A 22,065-nucleotide genomic window follows, 5' to 3' on the forward strand; every position below is an offset into this window, starting at 1 on the left:
CAGAGCATAGCTGAAAGATATGCAAATCGCTCCCACTGCTCTGGCTGTCATTGGGCTGTTGCTCGCCGCATGGACGGTGGGCGCTGCGGTCGTGATGTTGCGCGCCAATGCCAAGGAAAGGCGTCTGAAATCGGCGCAGTCTGCATCCAAGCGGATGCAGCGCATGCTCGATGTCGCGCCAGCGATCCCGATGTTGGTGCGGGTCGACGGAAAAATTGAAGCGCCAGAGCGCCTGGCCCGCTGGCTTGGACTCTCGGAAATGCCAACATTTCTGAGCGAGCTTGAAGGCGCAAATGGCGAAGGGCTGACTTCGGAGCAGGTTTCTGCGCTTTCCAGCAATATCAACCTGACGCAGAAGAGCGCTGCACCGTTCAAGCAAGTGATCACATCACAAGAATCGAACCGTTCGCTTGTCCTGCAGGGCGCGCTTGCAGACCCACAGGTTTCGCCCGGCGGCGCTGCATTGGTTTGGGTGTTCGATTTCTCAGAAAGCGAAAGCGAGCTGTCGGATTTGCGCAGCGCGACCACGCGGGCAGAGCGAGACTTTGCCGCGCTAAGCAGCCTGATTGAGGCGGTGCCCGTCCCAATGTGGTTCCGGGGGGCGGACGCGAAGCTGCAATTGGTCAATCAGGCCTATGTCGATGCGGTGAGCGCTGCTGATGCCGCCTCGGTCATTGAGGGACAGATTGAGCTGCTCGAGCCCGAGAAAGGCCAAAGCGCGCGCGAAATGGCAAAAGCGGCTCTGGAAAAGCAGAGCAAATCGGAGCGCGTGGTGTCGGCAACCGTACACGGTGAACGCCGCAGCCTCCGGGTGAGCGACCTGCCGCTCAGCAATGATTCGGTTGCGGGATATGCCATCGATATCGAGGAGCAACAGGCGCAAGCACGGGAGTTCAAGGCCTATCGTGAGGCCCAGCGCTCGATGCTCGATCAACTCTCGGTCGGGGTGGCTCAATTCGACGACGAAGAACGGCTGACCTTCGTCAATCGCCCGTTCCGCAGGTTGTTTGACCTCAACACCGGCAGCATTGAAGAGCGCGTCGAGTTCGGTCGTTTCCTTTCCGATGCCCGTGAACGAGGCAAGACGCCTGAGGTTCGCGATTTCCCTGAGTGGCGCGGCGAGCATTTGGCGTGGTTTGAGGCTTCCGAAACGCAAGAGGAGCCGTGGCCGCTTCCCGGTGGCACGCACCTACGGATCGTCGCACAGCCGATGCCCGATGGCGGTCTGGTGATGATCGCCGAGGATCGCACCGAAAGCCTCGCGCTTTCGGCCACGCGAGACACGTTGCTGCGCACGCGCACGGCAACACTCGACAGCCTGTTTGAAGCGCTCGCCATCTTTGCGCCTGACGGGTCCGTCCAACTTTGGAACCGCACCTTTGCAGGGACATGGGGCCTGAAGCCGGAGTTCCTCGACACTCACCCAAGCGCGCAAGGGTTGCTCGATGCCATCGGTGAGAACCTCGCAAGACCAAAAGAAGCCGAGACAATCGGCAAGGTTGTGCGCGCAGCCACACTCGATCGACGCGAAATGGGGGGCCGGATTGAGCTGAATGACGGTCGCACGCTTGAGTTTGCGGGCGTGCCTCTGCCTGATGGCAATGGATTGCTGACCGTGCTCGACATCACCGACTCGCAAAAGGCGGAGAAGGCGCTTCGTGACCGCGCTGTGGCACTGGAAGAGGCAGATGGCGTTAAAGCGCGTTTCCTTGCCAACATGTCCTACGAATTCCGCACCCCGCTCACATCGATCAGTGGTTTTGCCGAGCTGCTCAAGAGTGGCGCCGCAGGCGATATGTCAGATCAGGCCGGCGAATATGTCGATGCCATTCTGAGCGCAGTCGAGCGCCTGACCGATCAGGTGGAGAACGTGCTTGATATGTCGCAAAGCGAAGCGGGACTGCTGCCGATTACCAAGGAAGAGATCGACCTTCTCAAATTCCTGACCGGCCTTGTACGAGAGCGAGAACAGGCCATCATCTCGGCAGGACTCGGGCTCGACCTTAAAGGACGGCGTGGGCGCATGGCCAATGCCGATCCCCGCCAGCTGTCTCGCGCCGTCGGCAACCTACTCGACAACGCGATCGCCGGTACGCCCGAGGGCGGCAAAATCCATATGGAGATACTCACACCGGAGGCGGGCGGTATCTGGAGTGCAGCGTTTGTCGTTTCGGACAATGGCAGCGGCATGCCTGCGGATGAGTTGGCGCTTGCACTGGATGGCTCTGGCAGTGGTGAAGACGGTTCGGGTGAGCGCCGGCAAGGGCTTGGTATTCCGCTCGCCAAGCAGCTCATCGAGGCGCATGGCGGGAAGCTGGAGCTGACCAGTGAGGAAGGCGTGGGCACCGCCGCGATTATTCACTTGCCATGAGCGATACCGAGCTGCCCGATTTGAATGCAATGGGAGAATTCGGGGCGCGCATCGCGGATCTATTGCGCCCGGGTGACGCCGTCGCATTGTCGGGCGGTCTGGGCGCGGGCAAAACCACGTTGGCGCGCGCGATTATCGCCGCACTTGGCTACACCGAAGAAGTGCCATCCCCCACATTCACGATCATCGAAACCTATGATGCTCCGCCGCTTCGCGTGCCGGTTGTCCATGCCGATTTCTACCGCTTGGAAGACCCAAGCGAGATCGAAGAAATCGGCCTGGATGATTATCGCGATGGCGCTGCCCTGATTGCTGAATGGCCCGACCACGCCGGCGGGTTCGAGCATGAAACCGCTTGCCTCTCGATCCTGTTGGAAAGCCACGGCAATGGCCGCTTGGCGATTGCGAAGGGCGGTGCGGATTGGCTAGGGCGAATGCCATGAGCGATTTGCCTTCTGGTATGCAGCAATTCCTTGCCAAATCTGGTTGGGACGATGCCGAAATCCAGCCCATTCCCGGAGATGCTTCCTTCCGGCGTTATTTCCGTCTGCATTGTCCGGGCGATATCGGCGCCATGCTCATGCATGCTCCGCCACCGCATGAAGACCCTGTGCCGTTTCTTGAGGTCGCGGAGTGGCTGTCAAAGAACGGCATGCGCGCGCCAGCAATCTTTGCCAGCGATGCGGAAAAGGGCTGGGTGCTGACTGAAGATTTTGGCCATGATCGCATGCGCGATTGGCTGGATCTGAATCCTGACGGTGAAGAAGCGGCTTACTCAGCAGCGATTGATGCTTTGGTGGAATTGCACACAAAGCCCGGTGGGCCATTCGCGCCCTATGACATGGCAACATACAACCGCGAGCTGGCGCTGTTTACCGAATGGTACACGCCTGCCGCCGGTCTGGAGGTGGACGTTGCGGGCTTCGACGCCGCTTGGGAACAAGCGCTTGCGCCGTTGGCGGGAGAGGATGGCCGCACGGTAACGGTCCTGCGCGACTATCACGCAGAGAATATCATGCTCCTCAATGGCTCGCCCGATGCGCCGCAAGGGCTGATCGACTTTCAGGACGCGCTGGTTGGGCATCCGGCTTACGACATAGTGTCCTTGCTGCAGGATGCGCGGCGCGATGTCTCTGAGGAGCTCGAGGCAGCCATGCTGGCACGGTATGTCGAGCGCGCCAAACCGGGCGACAACTTCGCGGCCAGCTACGCTCTGCTGGGCGCGCAGCGAAACGCCAAGATTGTCGGCATCTTCACGCGCCTGTTCAAGCGCGATAGCAAGCCGCGCTATCTCGATATGATCCCGCGCGTCTGGAATGCGATGGAGCGCGATTTGAAGCATCCGGCGCTTGCTCCGGTGGCTGAGTGGTTCACGGCGAATATCCCTGACGAACTGCGCAAAAGCGGCGGGGGAGCCATCGCATGACAACGCTCGCCAGTAACACCGCTATGGTGATGGCAGCGGGCATGGGCAAACGCATGCGTCCGCTCACGGCGTCCATGCCCAAACCAATGGTCCGCGTTGCTGGTAAGCCATTGATCGACCATGCGTTGGACCGGCTGGGCGAAGCGGGCGTCGCGCAAGCGGTGGTGAATGTCCACTACCTTGCCGACGCGCTGGAAGCGCATGTTTCCGAGCGCAATGCGCCAAAAATCATCATCTCTGATGAGCGCGAGGAACTGCTTGAAACCGGCGGCGGTATGGTGAAGGCGCAGGAGCATTTGCCCGACCCGTTCTTCTGCCTCAACGCGGACAACATCTGGCTTGATGGCCCGCGCGACGCATTCCACGACCTGTCGCGTCGCTGGAACCCCGATGAAATGGATGCGCTGCTTTTGGTAGTGCCGCATATGCGCGCGACCAATTTCAACGGCACAGGCGATTTCTACATGGACGGCAAAGGCCTGCTCTCGCGCCGCAAACCGGGTCTGATCGCGCCGTTTATCTATACCGGTATCCAGCTGGTCTCTCACCGGCTGCTGCGCGACGCGCCTGAGGGCAAGTTTTCGACCAACATCCTTTGGAACCGCGCGATAGAGGAGGGCCGTTTGTACGGCGTATCCTTCACCGGGCAATGGTTCGAGGTCGGCACGCCGGACGCCATCGCCCCCACCGAATACGCGTTGCAGCGTGGGTGAGAAGAACGCACCTGACGTTTACTCGATAGCCGCCCATCGCGGGTTTGCCGATGCGCTGGTGGCCGGATTGGTGCCGCGCTATTCTGATGGCGAGTTGGGCCTCGCGCGGCTCACATTGTTGGTCCCCAGTTCCCGTGCCGCGCGGACCATTTCCGAAGCTTTCATCCGTCATTCCGGGCAAGGTTTGCTGATGCCGCGCATGGTGGCGATTGGCGATCTTGATCTGGATGAGGCTTTAGGCAGTTTGCTTGATCCCTTGGGTGCCAGCGATATTCCTCCAGCGATTGAACCAACGCGGCGTTGGCTCGAGCTGGCGAACATCCTCGAAGGCGAGATGGCAGACCTGGGTAAACCGCCATTACGCGCGGCGGCGCGGCTGCGGATGGCGCGCGATTTGGCGCAGACGATGGACCGCTTGCTTGTCGAGGAGAAGACACCGGAAGACTTGATCGACGGCAAGATTCTTGACCTCAAACCAAATCTCGCGAAGCACTGGGACGATGCGATCCTTCTGTTTGCACGCGTGCAGGTGAAATGGCGGTTCTGGCTCGAAGAAAATGAGCGCGTTGACGCGGCGACGCGCCGCAACTTGCTGTTCGATAGAGCGAGCAAGCATTGGCGTGAAGAACCGCCGGCGACGCCTATTGTCGCCGCTGGTGTAACCAGTGCCGCGCCAGCCTTGGCGCGCATGCTGCGGGTGATTTCGGAGCTTCCAAAGGGCGCGGTTATTCTGCCTGACCTAGACCTGTCGATGCCTAATGAGGCGTGGAGTGAGTTGGGGCAGGCCGGAGCGAGCGATACGCCTGATGGCGAAACCTTCGGCAAAGCCGACGCGCTGACCCATCCGCAATATCACCTCAAACTGCTGCTCAACCGCATGGGCATCAACCGTGAGGAAGTGCGGCATTGGCACCGCAAGGGTGCCAGCGCCGCGCCGCCTGAACGGACCCATGCAATCAGCTCGCTGTTCTTGCCGCCCGAAGCGAGCAAGTCATGGGTCGATCTGCCCGCCGAGAAGCGCAGGCTCACCGGCGTGCGCTTGATGACAAGCGCCACGAGTGACGAGGAAGCGCAGGCGATCGCACTGATGGTTCGCGAGGCGCTCGAAGTGCCCGAAAAACGTGTCGCTGTTGTCGCCGCCGACCGGTCACTCGCACGGCGCGTGGTGCAGCATTTGTCGCGCTGGAACATCACGGCGGACGATTCCGCAGGGCGTCCGCTAACACTGACACCAGCAGGACGGTTCTTCGGTTTGCTCGCAGAGATTACGTCCACCGGCTTTGATTTGCCATGCCTGATGGGGGCGCTGGGTCATCCGCTTGTCCATTCGGCCAATTCTGAAGACCGCCGCGAATGGCTCTCTCAATTGCGCCGGTTTGATCGCGAACTGCGCGGACCGACACCAGCTCCGGGGCCCGAGCCGCTGCGTGCAATCGCGCAAGAGGCGGGCGTTGCCGAGTGGTGGACACAGGTTGAGGAAACGCTTGCTCCTATTACTTCGCTTCCGGAATTCGTCACATTAGCTGATGCGCTCGACGCGCTGGCCACCACGGCAGAGGCGTTGGCTGGCGAGACCGTTTGGGCGCGCGAGGATGGCCGCGCACTTTCTTCCCTGGTCGAGGATATGCGGCTTCATGCACGCGCGGTTGGCACGGCGCTGGACCCCGCTGATCTCGCTGCGGTTCTACGAGACGCTATGGACGAAGTAGCGGTGCGGCCACCCTATGGCGGCCATCCGCGCGTGGCGATTTACGGTCTGCTTGAGAGCCGGATGGCGCGGGCCGATCTGGTCATTTGTGGTGGGCTGAATGAGGGCACGTGGCCACAACCACCGAGCCCTGACGCGCTCCTCGCGCCGCCTGTGTTGCGCGCCATGGGCGTGCCCGGCGCAGAACTCCGTATTGGCCTTTCCGCGCATGACTTGGCCGGTGCACTGGGCGCACCTGAAGTGGTCTTGAGCCGTGCGCAACGGGACAAGGACGGGCCGACAATCCCTTCGCGATTCCTGTTGCGTGCCGAGGCGCTTTTGGGCGAGCAGGTCAAAGACCACCAGGAAGAGGCCACCCCCGCGATCCTGCCCCATCTCGACCGTGATGTGCCGGCAGCCGAGCCTTATGAACAACCCAAGCCGAAGCCCGCGCCAAAGCTGCGCAAGGTCCGGATCAGCGCCACCGCTCTCGACCGGCTGCTGGGGGATCCGTACCAGTTCTACGCGCGCGAAATTCTTAAGCTGAAGAAGCTCGATCCACTGGCCGCTGACCCATTTTCCGATCCGGCGCTGCGCGGAACTTTGGTCCACGACATCCTAGACAAATGGCACAAGGCGCGGGTGGACACGCCGCACCTCGCAATTGTGCCCTTCGCTGAAAAGCACCTACGCGAAGAGCAGGTCCACCCGCTGTTCTGGGGCCTATGGCGCCCGCGTATTGTCGCTGCGCTGGACCGGTTCGAGCAATGGATCGACGAAGCCGCTCAGGAGGGTCGCGAGGTGCTGGCCACAGAGATCTGGGGCGACATGACGGTGGACGGGGTCGAGGTGTTCGGCAGGCCTGACCGGATTGATCGGCTGACAGACGGAAGCCTTGCGATTGTGGACTACAAGACCGGCAGCCCGCCAAGCGCGGAGCAGGTTGCGAAAGGTTATGCGCTTCAACTCGGTGTGCTTGGGATGATCGCCAATGCAGGTGGGTTCGAAAGCGTCAATGGCAACGTCAAAGGTTTCGAGTACTGGTCAACCGGCAAGGATAATGGAGAATTCGGCTACACTGACGTTCCGATGAAAATAGGCAAGAAACGCTCTGGCCTCCTGCCCGAAGAGTTCCTGCCCCGCCACGCCGACCGGCTTTCAGAAGCCATCACCAAATACATCAACGGTACTGCCCCGTTCACCGCAAAGGAGAACCCGGATTACCCCGGCTACACGGACTATGACCAGCTGATGCGGTTGTCCGAATGGTTCGTGGGCGAGATCGAGACCGACGGGGAGGGCGAGGCATGAGCAGCGCCGGTTCGGGCAAGGTCTTTCCGCTGGCGGGGCAACAGCGCGACGCGGCCAATCCGCGCGACAATGTGTGGCTGTCGGCATCGGCGGGTACGGGCAAGACTCAGGTACTCTCAGCGCGAGTGCTGCGCCTGCTGCTGCGTAAGGGCGTGCATCCTTCGCAAATCCTCTGTTTGACCTTTACCAAGGCTGGCGCAGCGGAGATGGCAAATCGCATCAACGCCGTACTGGCGCGTTGGGTTCGGCTGGATGACGGAACGCTGGGTAAAGAGCTTGGCTATCTCGGTGCCGAGGTCGATGATGCCACGCGGGCAAGGGCGCGAACGTTGTTCGCCAGCGTGCTCGATTGCCCTGGCGGCGGTCTGCGCATCGATACGATCCATGCCTTCTCGCAATGGCTGCTGAGCAACTTCCCCGAAGAAGCCGACATGCCACCAGGTGCGCGCGCAATGGAAGATCGCGAACGCGAATTGCTGGCGCGCGAAGTGCTGTCCGACATGCTGAGCGAAGCGGAAGCAACACAGGACACCCGCATTCAGGACGCCGTTAGCCTGTTCACGCAGCGCAAGGATCCAGACGCCTTGCGCCAATGGCTACTGCGCTGCGCCGACCATCCCGAGATGTGGGAGGGTAAAACCGGCTGGCAGACGCCGATGGACGCGCGTGTACGTCAGGTCTTGGGAATCCCGACCGATGCGGATGAGGGGTGGGCCACCGAGGCGCTGCACCCTGATCTGTTCCCCGATGGACAGCTCAAACAAATGCTGCCGCTTATGCAGGAATGGAAAACGAAAACGGGGGCGGCGACCGCAGACTTCATTCCAGTCTGGTTAGCTTTCGCCGCTGAGGATCGTCCGCATCACGTCGAGGGTTTCTTCAAGACTGTTCTCAAAGCCGACGGCGACCTGCGGAAGATGGATAAGCCATCTCGGGAAGAGCCGAGGCTGCCCGAATGGCAGAAGGAAGTGGCTGAGGCCGTCGCACTTCACAAAGACCGCCTTGCGCTGCTCGATCTCGCGCAACTCCTCACCGCAGCTTTCGAGGCCGGCCATGCATTTGCCCGCGGTTGGAAGGAAGCCAAACGCGACGAAGGTTTGCTCGATTTCAGTGACCTGATCCGCAAAGCTGCGCATCTACTCAAGGGCAACATCGCCTCGGATTGGATTCGATACAAACTGGATCGCGAGTTCGATCATATCCTGATCGACGAAGCGCAGGACACCAACCAGTCGCAATGGGACATTGTCGAGGCGCTGATCGACGATTTCTTCAGCGGTGAAGGCGCGGCGGGAGACAAGCTGCGTACCATCTTTACCGTGGGAGATTACAAGCAGGCGATCTTTGGCTTTCAGGGGACCAGCCCAGAGAATTACGAGCGCGCCAAGATCAAAATCGCCAAACGTATCAATGACGCGAAGGCAAATGCGCTGGAAATGCGCGACAACCGCCTGATCCCTAACTGGAGCGAGCTTGATCTAGACCGATCCTTCCGCACTTCCAGTCCGGTGTTGGGCTTTGTGAACTCCGCCATCGATGCGTTGGGATACGAAGAATTTGGCCTCCCGAAAAGGCCTGAAGCGCATGTGGGCGAGGAGCGGCCTGGTCTAGTCGCCCTTTGGGAAGTCGTGCGTGGTGGGGCGGCTGAAGAAGAGAGGCCCGAAGGCGAGAAAGGCTGGCTTGCCAAGCATGACACAGTGCTCGCGACCAAGATCGCGCAGCAGGTGCATCAATGGGTGAAGGGCGATGAGCCTTTCATTCTCGCCAAGGGTGACAAGCTGCGCCGCGCGGGGGCGGGCGATATCATGGTGCTGGTGCGCAAACGCCGTGAGCTTGCGGCCCAGATCGTCGCACAATTGCACGCACGCGGTGTTCCGGTAGCGGGTGTGGACCGCTTGCGGCTTGGCGATCCTTTGGCGGTGCAGGACCTTCTCGCCGCGCTTCGCTTCGCCTCGCAACCGCTCGATGATCTTTCGCTCGCCAATTTGCTAGTCTCGCCGCTGATCGGGTGGACGCAGGACGACCTGCTAAAGTTTGCTCCTCGCGATAAGGATGTGAGGCTTTGGCACCATCTGCGCGACTGTGAAGCGCCAATAGTGCAAGAGACCTGCGATAAACTGAAACGGCTGCTGGCGCTGGCGGATTACGAGACCCCGCAGGCACTGCTCGCATGGCTCCTCACCGGCGAATGGCAGGGGCGAGCCAGGCTGATCGCGCGACTGGGGCGCGAGGCCAACGATCCGATTGACGAGTTGGTCAACGCCGCCTTTGCTTATGAAAGCGCGCATGTGCCCAGCCTTGCCGGATTCATCGAATGGTTTGATGCTGGCACCAGCGATCTGAAGCGAGACGCTGATGAGGCTTCAGGCCTTGTGCGGGTGATGACAGTGCACGGGTCAAAGGGTTTGCAGGCCCCGATTGTGATCCTTGCCGATGCCGCCGGAAAGCCAAGTGATGGCGGTGATCTGGAGCTTGATGACGATCCACTAGGGCAAGCGAGCGAAGATGACCCAGCACTCAAAGTACCTTTGCCCAAACTTGCCTCTGCTGAGCAAAAGGGCCGCGTTGAAGAGGCCAAGGAACACAACACTGTTGCGGAGATGCAAGAGCATTGGCGTTTGCTCTATGTCGCGATGACCCGGACAGAAGAGGCGCTGTTTATTGGCGGCTCGCTTGGCGTGAAGGAAAAGAACGGACCACATCCAGACAGCTGGTATTCGCGGCTTGAGCCCCTGTTTGCGGGGGAGCCTATCGACGATCCGGTCTGGGGCGGACGGCGCGAATGGGGTGCGCGGGCTGATCCAATTGTGCCGGGTGGCAATGTGGCACCGTCCGAGGCCAAGCCAACCCTACCTTCATGGGTGCGCACGCCGATTGGCCCAGAACCACGCCCGCCGCGCCCGCTTGCGCCGAGCGCTGCTGGTGAGGATACCGGCGCGGATGCCCCTTCTGCTCCGGAGAATGCAGCAAACGCTGCGCGGCGAGGGGTGCTGATCCACTCGTTGCTCGAACGGATGCCAGATGTTCCGCTTGAGGACCGTGCGCCGAAGGGAGAGGCATGGCTTCAGCGCCATGGCGCTGAGCTAAGCGAGTCGGCGCGCGGAGAAATTCTCGCCAGCGCTATCGCGGTGCTGGATCATCCCAGTTTCGCCGCCATTTTCTCTCCCGCAGCGCTGCCCGAAGTGCCATTGGCTGCGACGGTGGGCGGGGTAGTGGTGTCGGGTACAGTCGATCGTCTGCTGGTGACCGATGACGCCATCACTGTGGTGGACTTCAAAACCAGCCGTCGCCCGCCGCAAAGCGGCGATGCCATCCCTGTCGCAATCCAACGCCAGATGGCGGCCTATGCGGCGGCGCTCGAAGCGATCTATCCGGGCAGAGCTGTCCGCGCGGCTGTGCTCTACACCCAGACCCCGCAATTGTTCGAGCTGACCTCGGAGCAATTGGCGGCGCAAAAGAAGCATTTGGGCGATGAGCAGGAAAGCTATGCCCCGCTAAACCTCGATGCGTATTGAGTGGCGCGCAAATCACCCTAAATTGGCATCAACGAAAAGAAATCAGGAGAAGCCGTGATGGCCACCGTAAATGTAACCGATGACAGCTGGCAGGCCGATGTTGTTGACAGCGACAAGCCCGTTCTGGTCGATTTCTGGGCCGATTGGTGCGGCCCGTGCAAAATGATCGCACCCGCTCTCGAGGAAATCAGCGAGGAGCTGGGCGAGCAGGTCACCATCGCCAAGATGGATATCATGGAAAACACTGGCGTTCCGGCTGATATGGGCGTTCAATCGATTCCGTTGATGGTGCTGTTCAAAAACGGCGAAGCGATTGCGCGCAAGGTTGGGGCGGCGCCGAAAAGCCAGCTGAAAGAATGGCTTGAAGGCGAGCTCTCCGCCTAATTCTAAACTGACAAATGGGCGACAAAGTCGTCCCACAGGGCCGGGCTTGATGCGCCAATCAGGCCCGGTCTGCTGTTTTCATCGACGCGGTACTCGTTGCCATCGGGGCGTGCAGCTTTACCGCCAGCCTCGTTGAGCCACAGCACGCCCGCGGCATGGTCCCATGCCAATGTGCGTTGGAAGGTCGAGATATCATTCTCGCCGAGTGCCAATCGCGGATATTGCTCGGCAGCGCAGCGCGGAATGTCGGCCAGCGTGTAATGCGGGGCAATCTTGGCATCGACCTCCGCGCGCTCTTCTTCGTTGAGGAACAAACGGCTGATCGCTGCAATAGGTGGTCCTTCGCCCGTGGCGCGCGCCTTCACCTTCTCGCCGTTGATAAAGGCGCCTTCGCCCGCCTTGGCGTGGCACAGTCGATCTTTCACCGGATCGTAGAGCCAGCCTCCGACTGCCTTCCCAGCATCTGCGAGCGAGACGATGATCCCAAACGGTTCTTTTCCTTCGGTGAAGTTGGCGGTGCCATCTAGCGGGTCGATAATCCAGCATGGGCCGGAGAGTTTTTCGAGCACGCTTTCATCCGCTGCGACCGCTTCTTCGCCAACGATTTCGACACCCGGTGCCAGCTTTGTGAGTGCTTCTGAAAGGAACTGCTCGACCTCGCGATCAACGATGGTGACGGGGTCATCCTCACCCTTCATCTCAATCTCTTCCTCCGCCAGCGCGCGGAAGCGAGGCAGCATCGATCGCTGTGCGGCAAAACGGAAGAGGTCGCGGATTTCCGCGTCGAGTGGGCCAAGCTCGCTCACGACCGATAATCCGCATTGATCGAGATATATCCATGGGTGAGATCACAGGTCCAAACGGTCGCTCGGCCTGATCCAATTCCAAGATCGATGGCGACGTCGATCTGGCTCCCTTTCAAATGCTCAGCCACCGGGGCTTCATCATAGCCTTCTACCGGCAATCCATCGCGCGCAGCCCACACCCCGCCAAATGCGATGGAGAGTTTGTCCCGGTCTGCGGGTTCGCCCGCTTTGCCCACCGCCATAACCACTCGGCCCCAATTGGCGTCCTCTCCTGCAATCGCGGTTTTGACGAGTGGAGAATTGGCAACAGCCAATCCCACACGGTGTGCGCTGGCATCGTCAGCAGCGCCGGAAATGCCGATGGTGATGAACTTGGAAGCGCCTTCGCCATCGCGCACGACCAGTTGGGCCAGCTGCCGGTTCACATCGGTTAATGCCGCCGCAAAGGCGTCTGCGCCGGGGCTGTCCCACCCTTCGATCCGTGCGTTGTTTGCCTTGCCTGTGGCGAAGGCCAGCACTGTATCGCTGGTCGAAGTGTCGCCATCCACGGTGATGCAGCTGTAAGTTTCAGCATTCACGCAGCCAAGCAGCTCTTGCAGGAAAGCGGGAGCGACGTTGGCATCGGTAAAGACATAACCGAGCATGGTCGCCATATCGGGTGCTATCATCCCACTACCCTTGATAATTCCGCACAGCTCGACCCATGTGTCGCCGATCATGGCGGAAGCGTGCGCGCCTTTGGCGAAAGTGTCCGTGGTGGTGATGGCAAGCGCGGCGTCCTCCCATCCGCATGGTTCTGCGGTCAGGGCAGCTTCCACGCCTGCTTTGGCAATGTCTTGGGGCAAGGGAACGCCGATCACACCGGTTGAGGAGACGAGCACGTCGCTGGCTTCACATCCGAGACCGGCGGCGATCTGCGATTGGATCAATTCCACCGCCTGACGCCCGCGATATCCGGTGAAAGCATTAGAGTTGCCGGCATTGACCACTATCGCGCGCGCCGTCCCTGACTTTACCTGCTCGCGGCCCAATTCTACCTCGCTCGACGCGCAAGCGCTTTGCGTGAAGACGCCTGCGAGGGAAGTCCCCTCGGTCACTTCGATCAGAGTCAGGTCGGCGCGGTCCCAGTCCTTGTATCCCGCACGCACGGTGCGCAGCGTGACGCCTTCAATCGGCGGCATTGCGGGGAAGGGCAGGGCAAGCGGAGAGCGTTCGAGGTCCATGGGGCATCCCGTAAACGGCAAAGCGTGTCACCGCAATTGGCCGATTAAGCTCTTGTATAGGTGGTCACGGTCAGTAGGTTGATCACCATGAAAAACAGATATTTGCTTATTCCCGCCATTGGTTTGTACGCGGTTGCGCCTGCTTCCGCGCAGGATCGCACGGTCAACGAGGCCGTCAAAGGCACGATGACTCAAACGACGTTATCGTCGCCGCCACCTCCGCCGGTTTACATACCACCGCCCGCTCCTCCGGCGGCACCGCTTCCTTCACCGCCGCCGCCTGTGCCGTACGAAAGGACTACCGAAGTTGCTCAACCGCCAATCAGCGTGGCGCCGTCGAGGCCCCGCTATCCGCGTGATCCGCGTTTGACCAATTACAGGGAAGCGCTTCCCACCCAGGCGGATTACCCGATCTCATCTTGGCAGAACGACAGCGAAGGGACCGTACGTTACAGCGTCGATGTTGATGCTGATGGAGAACCTACGGAATGCACCATCGTATCGAGTTCCGGTGATGCGGCATTGGATGCGAAAACGTGTGAAATCATCTTGGAAAGAGCAGAGTTTTCTCCTGCGATGGAGGATGCCGGTACTCCCGTCGCTGGGTCGCTTGCCCGCAGCTATATCTGGCGCAAGCGCGAGCCGGAGATGCCCACGATGTCAGTTACATTCCGGTACCTGCACGATGCCGATGGCTCGAGCAAAGAGTGTGAACTGCTCAAGCTTGAGGGCGACGTTCCCGAGCGTATTCGCAAAGACATCGAGCGTGACATGGTCGATGGAAGCGGTTGTCCAAGAGGTATTGCGAGACGCGGCGTTCCCTATCGCGATCAGGACGGCATGCCGGTTGCAAAACGGGTCACCGTGTCATTCGATGTGAAGGTTGAAGAGCCCGGAGAATGACCGCTGATAGCGCATCTGCGCCCTTGAGGATTGTCGCTGGTTGCACCGCAGCCGGTTTAGCCCTGACTTTCGCGCCAAGCGTCCATGCGCAGGAAGTGAATTCGTCGTTGAACATTGACGATGTGCCGGTCGTCAATCCAGCTCCGCCACCACCTCCTCCACCAAGTCTGGCGAGCGGGGCGACACCGCGTAATCAGGCGCGATGGAACCGGCAGGTTCAGTACCCAAAGGATGCGGACTTTCTCGGTGAAGAAGGGACTACTCGTTTCAGGTTGACGGTAGGAGCCAATGGCCGGGTGACCGATTGCGCGGTAACCGGCTCGAGCGGGTTCTCAAACCTCGACAAAACCGCTTGCCTCTCCGCGCGACGCTATGCGCGTTTCAATCCCGCGCGCGATGATGCCGGAAATCCGACCATCGGCACATTCTCAAATCGCGTAGTCTGGAGGCATTCCACAGACGAGGAATACAAAGCATCAAACTTGGGTTGGCGTTATCCGACGGCGGCGAGAGAAGCTGGGCAGCAAGGACGCGTAGGTGCCGAGTTCAAAATCGAGCCGGACGGGACCGTCTCTAAGTGCATGATCACGGTCAGCTCTGGATCTTGGGTGCTGGACAAAGAGACGTGCGACAACATCAAGAAGATGAAGGGCTCATATGCGAGCCCAAGCGCCGATGGCACTTCGCCTGCCCGAACAATGAGGCGAGCAGTTCGCTGGGAGTTGCCGAATACAGGGAAGGCGGAGGGCAAAAAGCGGTCGCAGCACCTTCGATTGCAAGACCTGTCGTCAACCAAATGCCACTTCCATCTCCAACACCATTGGATTGGCGAGAGGAATGGGTCACCAGCTCTGACTATCCGCCGGAGGCATGGCGCAATGGCGAGTCTGGAAGCGTCGGATATACGCTTGAAGTGGATGCCAGCGGCAAACCCACCGATTGCACAGTAGATGGCGGTAACGCATCGGAGCTACTGCAAACGACGACTTGCTCGCTGCTGCTTAAGCGCGCGCGGTTTAAGCCTGCAGAGAACGCCGATGGCGACGTGGTCGCGAGTAAATACTCGGCCCGGGTGATCTGGTCGAAGCTGGAACCAGAGATTGTCGATGATTTCGCATTGAGCGTCACCTTTCTGAAAGGCGAGGATGGCGCGAGATCTGATTGCCGCGTTCTTGAGAAAGAAGGCGCTATTCCATCCGACCTGGAAAAGTCTTTTGAGGACAATCCTTGCGGCCGTAACAACCCCAGATTGAACGCACCCTACCGCAATGAGGCTGGCGTTCCGATTTCTCGGCAGGTGACGGTAAAGCTGAGTGCAGTGGTTGAAGACGCAGAACAGCCGACATCGGGCGATTAAGGTCACGCACATCAATTCACACTATGTGTGTGGACGTGGTGAGACTTAGTCCCTATCTGCACACGCAATGACACGTCATTTGTTCGCCTTTTTGGCCCTGTTGTCAGGCCTCGCAGCGCTCAATGCGCCTGCGCACGCGTCGATTGTCGACGCGATGGCTTGCGACACCAGCTTTAGCGCCAGTGCCAATGACGATGTGTCGGCAGAGCAAATCCCAGTCGATGCACCGCCAAGCTCCGCCAAAACCAGCACCGCGACCGAAGCGCCCCTTAGCGAGGCAACCTGCCCGCTCACTCTGCGCTTGCCCGTGCTGATGGGTATCGAGCGCGCTTACGAATAGGGTCTCCTGACGCTCGCGCCCTGTCGCGGCGCGGCGCTAAAATTGATTTCGTTTCAGCGGGCACAAGCGCCTGCATCTCAAACATATTTCGGCATTCTGTCCCGCTTTCGGGTCAACCGCACTTCAGGATTACATCCATGTTCAACGCCATCGTTAAGTCGATCTTCGGCTCATCCAATGACCGTTACGTCAAATCGCTCGGAAAAGTCGTTGCCCAGATCAACGCTCTTGAGCCTGCGATGCAGCAGCTTTCTGACGAAGCCTTGCAGGCGCAGACCGACAAGTTCCGCAAGAAACTGGATGATGGCGCCAGCCTTGAAGACATCCTGCCTGAAGCCTTTGCCACCATTCGCGAAGCTTCGGTGCGCGTGTTCGGGATGCGTCACTTCGATGTGCAGCTCATCGGCGGCATCGTGCTCCACCGCGGTGAAATCGCGGAAATGCGCACAGGTGAGGGTAAAACCCTGATGGCGACGCTCGCGGTTTATCTCAACGCGATCGAAGGCAAGGGCGTCCACGTTGTGACCGTGAACGATTACCTCGCCCGCCGTGACGCCGAAGACATGGGCAAGCTCTACAACTGGATGGGGCTGAGCGTGGGTGTGATCATCCCCAACATGGACGAGTTCACCAAGAAAGACGCATACAACGCCGACATCACCTACGGCACGAACAACGAATTCGGTTTCGATTATCTGCGCGATAATATGAAGCACGAACGTTCGCAGATGATGCAGCGCCCGTTTAACTTCTCGATCGTTGATGAGGTGGACTCGATCCTGATCGACGAAGCCCGTACCCCACTCATCATCTCTGGCCCGACGGAGGACAAATCCGATCTCTACCACGCGCTCGATGAAGTCGCGAAAGAGATCCCAGAGGATTGGTACGAGAAGGACGAGAAGACCAAGAACATCCAGCTGAACGAAGACGGGCTGGACAAGGTTGAGGCGATCCTGATCGAGAAGGGCCTGCTGGAAACAGACAACCTATACGATGTCGAAAACACGCAGGTGGTCCACCACCTCGATCAAGCGCTGCGTGCGGTGCACATGTTCCGCCGCGACGATCACTACATTGTCAAAGACGACAAGGTTGTGATTATCGACGAATTTACCGGTCGTATGATGGATGGCCGCCGTTGGTCGAACGGTCTGCACCAGGCTGTCGAGGCGAAGGAAGACGTGAACATCGAGCCTGAGAACCAGACCATGGCCTCGATTACGTTCCAGAACTACTTCCGCATGTATCCCAAGCTTGCCGGAATGACCGGTACTGCAGCAACCGAAGCGGCCGAGTTTTGGGACGTTTACAAGGTCAACGTGGTCGAAATTCCGACCAACCTTCCTGTCGCTCGAATCGATGAGGAAGACGAGTTTTACAAGAACACGATGGACAAGTTCAAAGCCATCGCGAAGACGATCAAAGAGCACAACGAACGCGGGCAGCCGATCCTGGTCGGCACCGTTTCGATTGAGAAATCGGAGCTGCTCAGCGAATTCCTCGACAAAGAAGGTGTGAAGCATGAGACTTTGAACGCGCGCCAGCACGAGCGTGAGGCGCACATCGTTGCTCAGGCAGGCCGCTTGGGTGCGGTGACCATCGCCACCAACATGGCCGGCCGCGGAACCGATATTCAGTTGGGCGGTAACGCTGATTTCCGCATCGGCGATGAGCTGATGGGCATGGAGGACGGCGCCGAAAAAGACGCCGCGATTGCCAAGATCAAAGAAGAGGTGAAGGCCGAGCGCGACAAGGTGATCGAAGCGGGCGGCTTGTTCGTCCTCGCCACGGAGCGCCACGAAAGCCGCCGGATTGACAACCAGTTGCGTGGCCGTTCGGGCCGTCAGGGTGACCCGGGTCTTTCACGTTTCTATCTGTGCCTCGAAGACGATCTGCTGCGCATCTTTGGTCCGGACACTTTGTTCGCCAAGATGATGAACTCGAACCTTGAGGATGGTGAGGCCATTGGTTCGAAGTGGCTCTCCAAAGCCATCGAAACCGCGCAGAAGAAGGTCGAAGGACGCAACTACGAAGCGCGTAAGCAGGTTGTCCAATACGACGACGTGATGAATGACCAGCGTAAGGTGATCTACGAGCAGCGCGGTGAGATCATGGACAGTGAAGTCGTCGACGATGTCGTTGTCGATATGCGCCACGACACGATCAACGCCCTCGTTTCCAACGCTTGTCCTCCGGGCTCGTACCCGGAGCAATGGGACATCGCGATGCTGAGTGAGAAGGTTGAGGACGTCTTCAACCTGCAACTGCCGTTTGAAGAGTGGATCGAAGAAGAGCAGGTCGAGCCGGAGCTGTTCGAAGAGCGTATCCGCGAGCAGACCGATGCGATGATGGACGATAAGATCGCCAAGAACGATCCCAGCGTTTGGCGCATGGTCGAGAAAGACGTGCTGCTCCGCCAGCTCGATTTCCACTGGAAAGAACACCTCGCCACGCTCGATGCGCTTCGTCAGGTGATCTGGATGCGCGGCATTGCCCAGAAACAGCCGATCAACGAGTACAAGCAGGAAGCTTTCGGCCTGTTCGAAACCATGCTCGACACGCTGCGTCAGGAAGTGACAAAAATCTTGTTCCGCGCCGAGCTTCAGGTTCAACAGCCGCAAGAACAGGCTCTGCCTGACCTGCCCGACTTCCTGACAGGTCACATCGATCCGCTCACTGGCTTGGACAATTCGGATGATGGTGATGGCTCGGCAGATCGCCCTGAACTTTTCGGCTCGCTCGCCGGAAGTCCGCGTGCGGCATCGGGGCCGGGCGGGGCAAACACCGATGATCCCTATGCCCACCTTGAGGTAAGCCGGAACAGTCCATGCCCATGCGGTAGCGGCAACAAGTACAAGCATTGCCACGGCGCAGCCAAGGCTACTGCGTAAGGTTTTGAGGCTGGCATGAAGGCGAGACCACAATGATTGGCGCCGTGCCGATCATGCTGGCGCTCGCCTTTCTGGTCACCGCGCTGCTCTATGCCAGCGTCGGTTTTGGCGGCGGCTCGACTTATGCGGCGCTGTTGGCGTTGTCTGGGCTGGATTACCGCTTGCTGCCGCTCGTTGCGCTGGCGTGCAATATCGTGGTGGTGGCCGGAGCAACTGTCCGGTTCGCGCGAGCCAAAGTTACTCCGTGGAAAGGGGCATTGCTGCTCACTGCACTGGCGGCACCGGCGGCGTTGGTGGGCGGCCTGATTCCGATAGAACGCGACTTGTTCCTCACGCTGCTAGGTGCGAGCCTTATCCTGACCGGCATCACCATGCTGATCCCAGTGCGCGAGGATGTGGCGGGTGAGCCGACTCGCTTTGCCAAGGCCATGCCCGTGATCGCCGCACCGATGGGCTTTCTTGCGGGCTTGGTCGGCATAGGCGGCGGCATCTTCCTTGCCCCGCTGCTCCACCTCACCCGCTGGGCCAGCGCCCGCGAAATAGCAGCAACAGCAAGCGTGTTTATCCTGATCAACTCGCTGTTCGGCCTTGCCGGACAAATGCTCAAACAAGGCCCTGCAGCCTTCGGCGGAGCCGTCGGCGCATCGCTGCCGCTGCTGGTGGCAGTGGCGGTTGGCGGTCAGATCGGCAGCCTGATGGCGTTGAAGGTCTTGCCGCTGAAGTGGATACGATGGCTGACTGCGGCGCTAGTTATGTTGGTTGGCGTGCGATTGTTGTGGGGATAATCAAGTTGGTCTACTGAAACTAGCGTCCAATATTTAGAAGGACTTGGAATGCTGCGATACTCAAGTCTTGCTGCTTTGCTAATTATGTCCGCACTCGGAAGCCCGTCGACTGCTGCCGAATACTATGGCGAATACGCCGGTTGGACAGTCGTGAAGACCGAAGACAGCTGCGGTATTAGTATGGAGTTCGATGGGCCGGGCGCGACCGCACTTACTCTGCTCAAATACCCTGATAGCAGGATCGGTATGGCGGTCGATAACTACAATTGGTCGGCAAAAGAAGGTGAGGCTTATAACCTGACATACGTTCTTAACGGCAATGCGTATTCGGGGAATTCAGTCGGAACGAAAAACGGTATCCGGCGTGGATTTATGGGCATTTTCCCAGCAAATTTTGCAAAAGACTTTGCCAAGGGTGACACGCTCCACATTTTCATGGGTGATACGCGCGTCGATCAAATGTCCTTAGACGGCACTGCCAATGCCATGAAAATAGTAGAACGATGTCTGGTGAAGGTTCGAGCCGAGATTGCTGCTGCGGAAAGAGAAAAAGCGCGCTTTGCGCATATTCCAAAGGACCCTTTTGCTTCTGAAAAGCCTGAACCGGTGCTGCCGCGACCGGTGAGGCCCTTAAATATCTCACGATGGGCTTCGCAAATTTCAAATAACTATCCAAGCACTGCTTTGCGGGAGAAATTACAAGGAAAGGTTGGGGTCACCGTAAGCGTTGGTGTGTTCGGTCGGGCTGAAAACTGTACTGTAGCTAAGAGCAGTGGGCATCAAGTGCTCGACGATGCAGCATGCCAAGGTATGCTTCGCTATTCTCGGTTCGTTCCTGCACTGAACAGTTCCGGAGAGCCAGCGAAGGCTGAGTTTTCGACGACAATCACTTACCGCTTGAACTGAATGCACTCATATTCACCTCATTGCGTTACGAAGCCCTCCATCCCCCGCAACCTATCGCGCCACCTCGCGATGTTCGCGTGCTCATCACCCGGTTGCCGCTTCACGATCTTGGCGAAGTCCATAAAGACGAAGCACGTCACATCCGCCACGGATAGCCGCCCGCCAGCGATGTAGTTGCGCCCTTCCATATGCGTCTCAAGCATGTCGAAGAAGTGCCCGATCTGCTGCATACCTCGTTCGGCCAGTGCGGGGATTTGCTCGTAATTGTGCGGGCCGGGAAGGGCGCGGCCTTTCATCATCGGGGTTGAGTTGCGCAAGGCGCTGGCGACCCCCATGCCGAACTCCATCTCCACCCGCGTGTTCCAACTGGCGATATCCGCTTTCTCCAAGGCGGTTTCGCCCATCAGCGCGGGCTCGGGGTAGGTCGCCTCCAGCCAAGCCGCGATGCTGGCATTGTCGGTGAGCACGGAGCCATCGTCGAGCTTGAGCGCGGGCACCGTCATCTGCGGATTGACCGCCTTGTATGCCTCACCCATGTGCTCGCCGCTGCGCAGGTCAACCTCCACAACCTCATGCGGCACCTGTTTCAGCGCTAGCAGAATGCGCGCGCGGCGTGGGCTGGGCGCGGTCAGGCAATCATAGAATGTAAGGCTCACGCAGTCTCTCTCCCGATTTGAAATTGCCCAAATAATTGCATGGGCGAGCGTAGGGCGTAGAGTGGCGAGAGCAAGCCAATTCGAGCAGGACCGCGATGATCGATCTCTACACATCCCCCACACCCAACGGTCACAAGGCCTCGTGCACTCTGGAAGAGCTGGGTATCCCGTATGAGGCGCATGCGGTGAACCTGACCGAGGGCGATCAGAAGGCGCCCGAATTCCTCGCCATGAATCCCAATGGCCGCATCCCGGTGATTGTCGACCGGGAGAATGACAACCTTCCCGTCTTCGAATCCGGCGCGATTATGATCTACCTTGCGGAGAAGGCGGGGCGGCTGCTTCCTACCGAGAGCAAGGCGCGCGCCAAGGTGATGCAATGGCTTATGTTCCAGATGGGCGGGATCGGCCCGATGATGGGGCAGGCCAATGTGTTCTTCCGCTACTTTCCCGAGAAGATACCGGCGGTAATTGACCGTTACCAGAATGAGTCCCGCCGCTTGTTCGAAGTGCTCGACACGCGGCTGGGTGAAAGCGAGTGGTTGGGCGATGACTATTCCATCGCCGACATCGCCAATTGGTGCTGGGTGCGGACCTATCGTTGGTCCGGCGTTTCTCGCGACGGACTGGACAATCTCGATCGCTGGCTCGGCGTGATGAAAGAGAAGCCGGGCTTGCGCAAAGGGATTACCGTTCCTGTATCGGTCGAAAGCCTGCTAAAGGATGACAAGAAAGCCGATGCCTTTGCCAAGAACGCACAGACAATCGTCAAACGATAGGACCACCGC

The 22,065-nt window shown here is 59.3% G+C and carries 17 protein-coding genes and 1 pseudogene; 15 read left to right on the forward strand and 3 right to left on the reverse strand.

Features of this window, described 5'->3' with window-relative positions; all coding sequences use genetic code 11:
• Positions 1-19 precede the first annotated feature (19 nt).
• The 7 genes from AC0V6K_RS12940 to trxA are packed head-to-tail and all read left to right on the forward strand — an operon-like array spanning position 20 to position 11,407.
• Entirely contained in the window at positions 20-2,371 is a 2,352-nt protein-coding gene (locus tag AC0V6K_RS12940; RefSeq protein ID WP_472622877.1) for a PAS domain-containing sensor histidine kinase, read from the forward strand.
• A complete protein-coding gene (tsaE, locus tag AC0V6K_RS12945) occupies positions 2,368-2,814 on the forward strand; it encodes a tRNA (adenosine(37)-N6)-threonylcarbamoyltransferase complex ATPase subunit type 1 TsaE (RefSeq protein ID WP_472622879.1) in 447 nt (148 codons plus the stop codon). Before AC0V6K_RS12940 ends, tsaE begins: the two co-directional genes overlap by 4 nt.
• Positions 2,811-3,797 (forward strand): aminoglycoside phosphotransferase family protein, encoded by a 987-nt coding sequence (locus AC0V6K_RS12950; RefSeq protein ID WP_472622881.1) that lies wholly within the window; start codon positions 2,811-2,813, stop codon positions 3,795-3,797. Before tsaE ends, AC0V6K_RS12950 begins: the two co-directional genes overlap by 4 nt.
• Positions 3,794-4,510 (forward strand): nucleotidyltransferase family protein, encoded by a 717-nt coding sequence (locus AC0V6K_RS12955; RefSeq protein WP_472622883.1) that lies wholly within the window; start codon positions 3,794-3,796, stop codon positions 4,508-4,510. The genes AC0V6K_RS12950 and AC0V6K_RS12955 overlap by 4 nt, the downstream gene beginning before the upstream one ends.
• Entirely contained in the window at positions 4,503-7,508 is a 3,006-nt protein-coding gene (gene addB / locus AC0V6K_RS12960; RefSeq protein WP_472622885.1) for a double-strand break repair protein AddB, read from the forward strand. The genes AC0V6K_RS12955 and addB overlap by 8 nt, the downstream gene beginning before the upstream one ends.
• Positions 7,505-11,023 (forward strand): double-strand break repair helicase AddA, encoded by a 3,519-nt coding sequence (gene addA / locus AC0V6K_RS12965; RefSeq protein ID WP_472622887.1) that lies wholly within the window; start codon positions 7,505-7,507, stop codon positions 11,021-11,023. The genes addB and addA overlap by 4 nt, the downstream gene beginning before the upstream one ends.
• A 57-nt stretch (positions 11,024-11,080) precedes the next feature.
• On the forward strand, positions 11,081-11,407 hold the full coding sequence (trxA, locus tag AC0V6K_RS12970) for a thioredoxin (RefSeq protein WP_472622889.1): 327 nt from the start codon (positions 11,081-11,083) through the stop codon (positions 11,405-11,407).
• A gap of 2 nt (positions 11,408-11,409) precedes the next feature.
• On the opposite strand, the gene AC0V6K_RS12975 is transcribed toward trxA, so the two are convergent.
• Positions 11,410-12,147, reverse strand: coding sequence for an inositol monophosphatase family protein (locus AC0V6K_RS12975; protein ID WP_472626151.1), 738 nt, complete (start codon positions 12,145-12,147; stop codon positions 11,410-11,412).
• 62 nt (positions 12,148-12,209) lie between these two features.
• Positions 12,210-13,436, reverse strand: coding sequence for a bifunctional glutamate N-acetyltransferase/amino-acid acetyltransferase ArgJ (argJ, locus tag AC0V6K_RS12980; protein WP_472622891.1), 1,227 nt, complete (start codon positions 13,434-13,436; stop codon positions 12,210-12,212).
• Positions 13,437-13,523: 87 nt separating this feature from the next.
• Between argJ and AC0V6K_RS12985 the strand changes: the two genes are divergently transcribed.
• From AC0V6K_RS12985 to AC0V6K_RS13015, 7 genes and pseudogenes are all read left to right on the forward strand, one after another.
• Positions 13,524-14,339, forward strand: coding sequence for an energy transducer TonB (locus AC0V6K_RS12985; RefSeq protein ID WP_472622893.1), 816 nt, complete (start codon positions 13,524-13,526; stop codon positions 14,337-14,339).
• Positions 14,336-15,049: pseudogene (locus AC0V6K_RS12990) on the forward strand (energy transducer TonB); the annotation flags it as partial. The gene AC0V6K_RS12985 and the pseudogene AC0V6K_RS12990, both read left to right, overlap by 4 nt.
• 86 nt (positions 15,050-15,135) lie before the next feature.
• Entirely contained in the window at positions 15,136-15,696 is a 561-nt protein-coding gene (locus AC0V6K_RS12995) for a TonB family protein (protein ID WP_472622895.1), read from the forward strand.
• A gap of 67 nt (positions 15,697-15,763) precedes the next feature.
• Entirely contained in the window at positions 15,764-16,036 is a 273-nt protein-coding gene (locus tag AC0V6K_RS13000) for a hypothetical protein (RefSeq protein WP_472622897.1), read from the forward strand.
• A gap of 137 nt (positions 16,037-16,173) precedes the next feature.
• The gene (secA, locus tag AC0V6K_RS13005) at positions 16,174-18,930 is read left to right on the forward strand and encodes a preprotein translocase subunit SecA (RefSeq protein WP_472622899.1); all 2,757 of its coding nucleotides are present in this window, start codon (positions 16,174-16,176) and stop codon (positions 18,928-18,930) included.
• Positions 18,931-18,962: 32 nt separating this feature from the next.
• Positions 18,963-19,715 carry a sulfite exporter TauE/SafE family protein gene (locus AC0V6K_RS13010; protein ID WP_472622901.1) on the forward strand — a complete coding sequence of 251 codons (753 nt, stop codon included), beginning with the start codon at positions 18,963-18,965 and terminating at the stop codon, positions 19,713-19,715.
• A 48-nt stretch (positions 19,716-19,763) separates the two neighbouring features.
• The gene (locus AC0V6K_RS13015) at positions 19,764-20,621 is read left to right on the forward strand and encodes an energy transducer TonB (protein WP_486172658.1); all 858 of its coding nucleotides are present in this window, start codon (positions 19,764-19,766) and stop codon (positions 20,619-20,621) included.
• Between the two features lie 17 nt (positions 20,622-20,638).
• Here AC0V6K_RS13015 and AC0V6K_RS13020 read toward each other — a convergent pair whose 3' ends face one another.
• Positions 20,639-21,277 carry a glutathione S-transferase family protein gene (locus AC0V6K_RS13020; protein ID WP_472622905.1) on the reverse strand — a complete coding sequence of 213 codons (639 nt, stop codon included), beginning with the start codon at positions 21,275-21,277 and terminating at the stop codon, positions 20,639-20,641.
• A 95-nt stretch (positions 21,278-21,372) separates the two neighbouring features.
• On the opposite strand from AC0V6K_RS13020, the gene AC0V6K_RS13025 reads away from it, so the two are divergent.
• The gene (locus AC0V6K_RS13025; protein WP_472622907.1) at positions 21,373-22,056 is read left to right on the forward strand and encodes a glutathione S-transferase family protein; all 684 of its coding nucleotides are present in this window, start codon (positions 21,373-21,375) and stop codon (positions 22,054-22,056) included.
• Positions 22,057-22,065 lie beyond the last annotated feature (9 nt).

The organism is Erythrobacter sp. S43 (assembly GCF_057364955.1).

What these genes read in the sequence shown, in the direction of transcription:
- AC0V6K_RS12940 (WP_472622877.1), top strand. Translation starts at nt 20, where the DNA reads ATGCAAATCGCTCCCACTGCTCTGGCTGTCATTGGGCTGTTGCTCGCC.
- AC0V6K_RS12975 (WP_472626151.1), bottom strand. Translation starts at nt 12,147, where the DNA reads ATGCTGCCTCGCTTCCGCGCGCTGGCGGAGGAAGAGATTGAGATGAAG.
- AC0V6K_RS12985 (WP_472622893.1), top strand. Translation starts at nt 13,524, where the DNA reads ATGAAAAACAGATATTTGCTTATTCCCGCCATTGGTTTGTACGCGGTT.
- AC0V6K_RS12950 (WP_472622881.1), top strand. Translation starts at nt 2,811, where the DNA reads ATGAGCGATTTGCCTTCTGGTATGCAGCAATTCCTTGCCAAATCTGGT.
- AC0V6K_RS13015 (WP_486172658.1), top strand. Translation starts at nt 19,764, where the DNA reads ATGCTGCGATACTCAAGTCTTGCTGCTTTGCTAATTATGTCCGCACTC.
- AC0V6K_RS13010 (WP_472622901.1), top strand. Translation starts at nt 18,963, where the DNA reads ATGATTGGCGCCGTGCCGATCATGCTGGCGCTCGCCTTTCTGGTCACC.
- addA (WP_472622887.1), top strand. Translation starts at nt 7,505, where the DNA reads ATGAGCAGCGCCGGTTCGGGCAAGGTCTTTCCGCTGGCGGGGCAACAG.
- secA (WP_472622899.1), top strand. Translation starts at nt 16,174, where the DNA reads ATGTTCAACGCCATCGTTAAGTCGATCTTCGGCTCATCCAATGACCGT.
- argJ (WP_472622891.1), bottom strand. Translation starts at nt 13,436, where the DNA reads ATGGACCTCGAACGCTCTCCGCTTGCCCTGCCCTTCCCCGCAATGCCG.
- AC0V6K_RS12955 (WP_472622883.1), top strand. Translation starts at nt 3,794, where the DNA reads ATGACAACGCTCGCCAGTAACACCGCTATGGTGATGGCAGCGGGCATG.
- AC0V6K_RS13000 (WP_472622897.1), top strand. Translation starts at nt 15,764, where the DNA reads ATGACACGTCATTTGTTCGCCTTTTTGGCCCTGTTGTCAGGCCTCGCA.
- trxA (WP_472622889.1), top strand. Translation starts at nt 11,081, where the DNA reads ATGGCCACCGTAAATGTAACCGATGACAGCTGGCAGGCCGATGTTGTT.
- AC0V6K_RS13025 (WP_472622907.1), top strand. Translation starts at nt 21,373, where the DNA reads ATGATCGATCTCTACACATCCCCCACACCCAACGGTCACAAGGCCTCG.
- AC0V6K_RS12995 (WP_472622895.1), top strand. Translation starts at nt 15,136, where the DNA reads ATGCCACTTCCATCTCCAACACCATTGGATTGGCGAGAGGAATGGGTC.
- tsaE (WP_472622879.1), top strand. Translation starts at nt 2,368, where the DNA reads ATGAGCGATACCGAGCTGCCCGATTTGAATGCAATGGGAGAATTCGGG.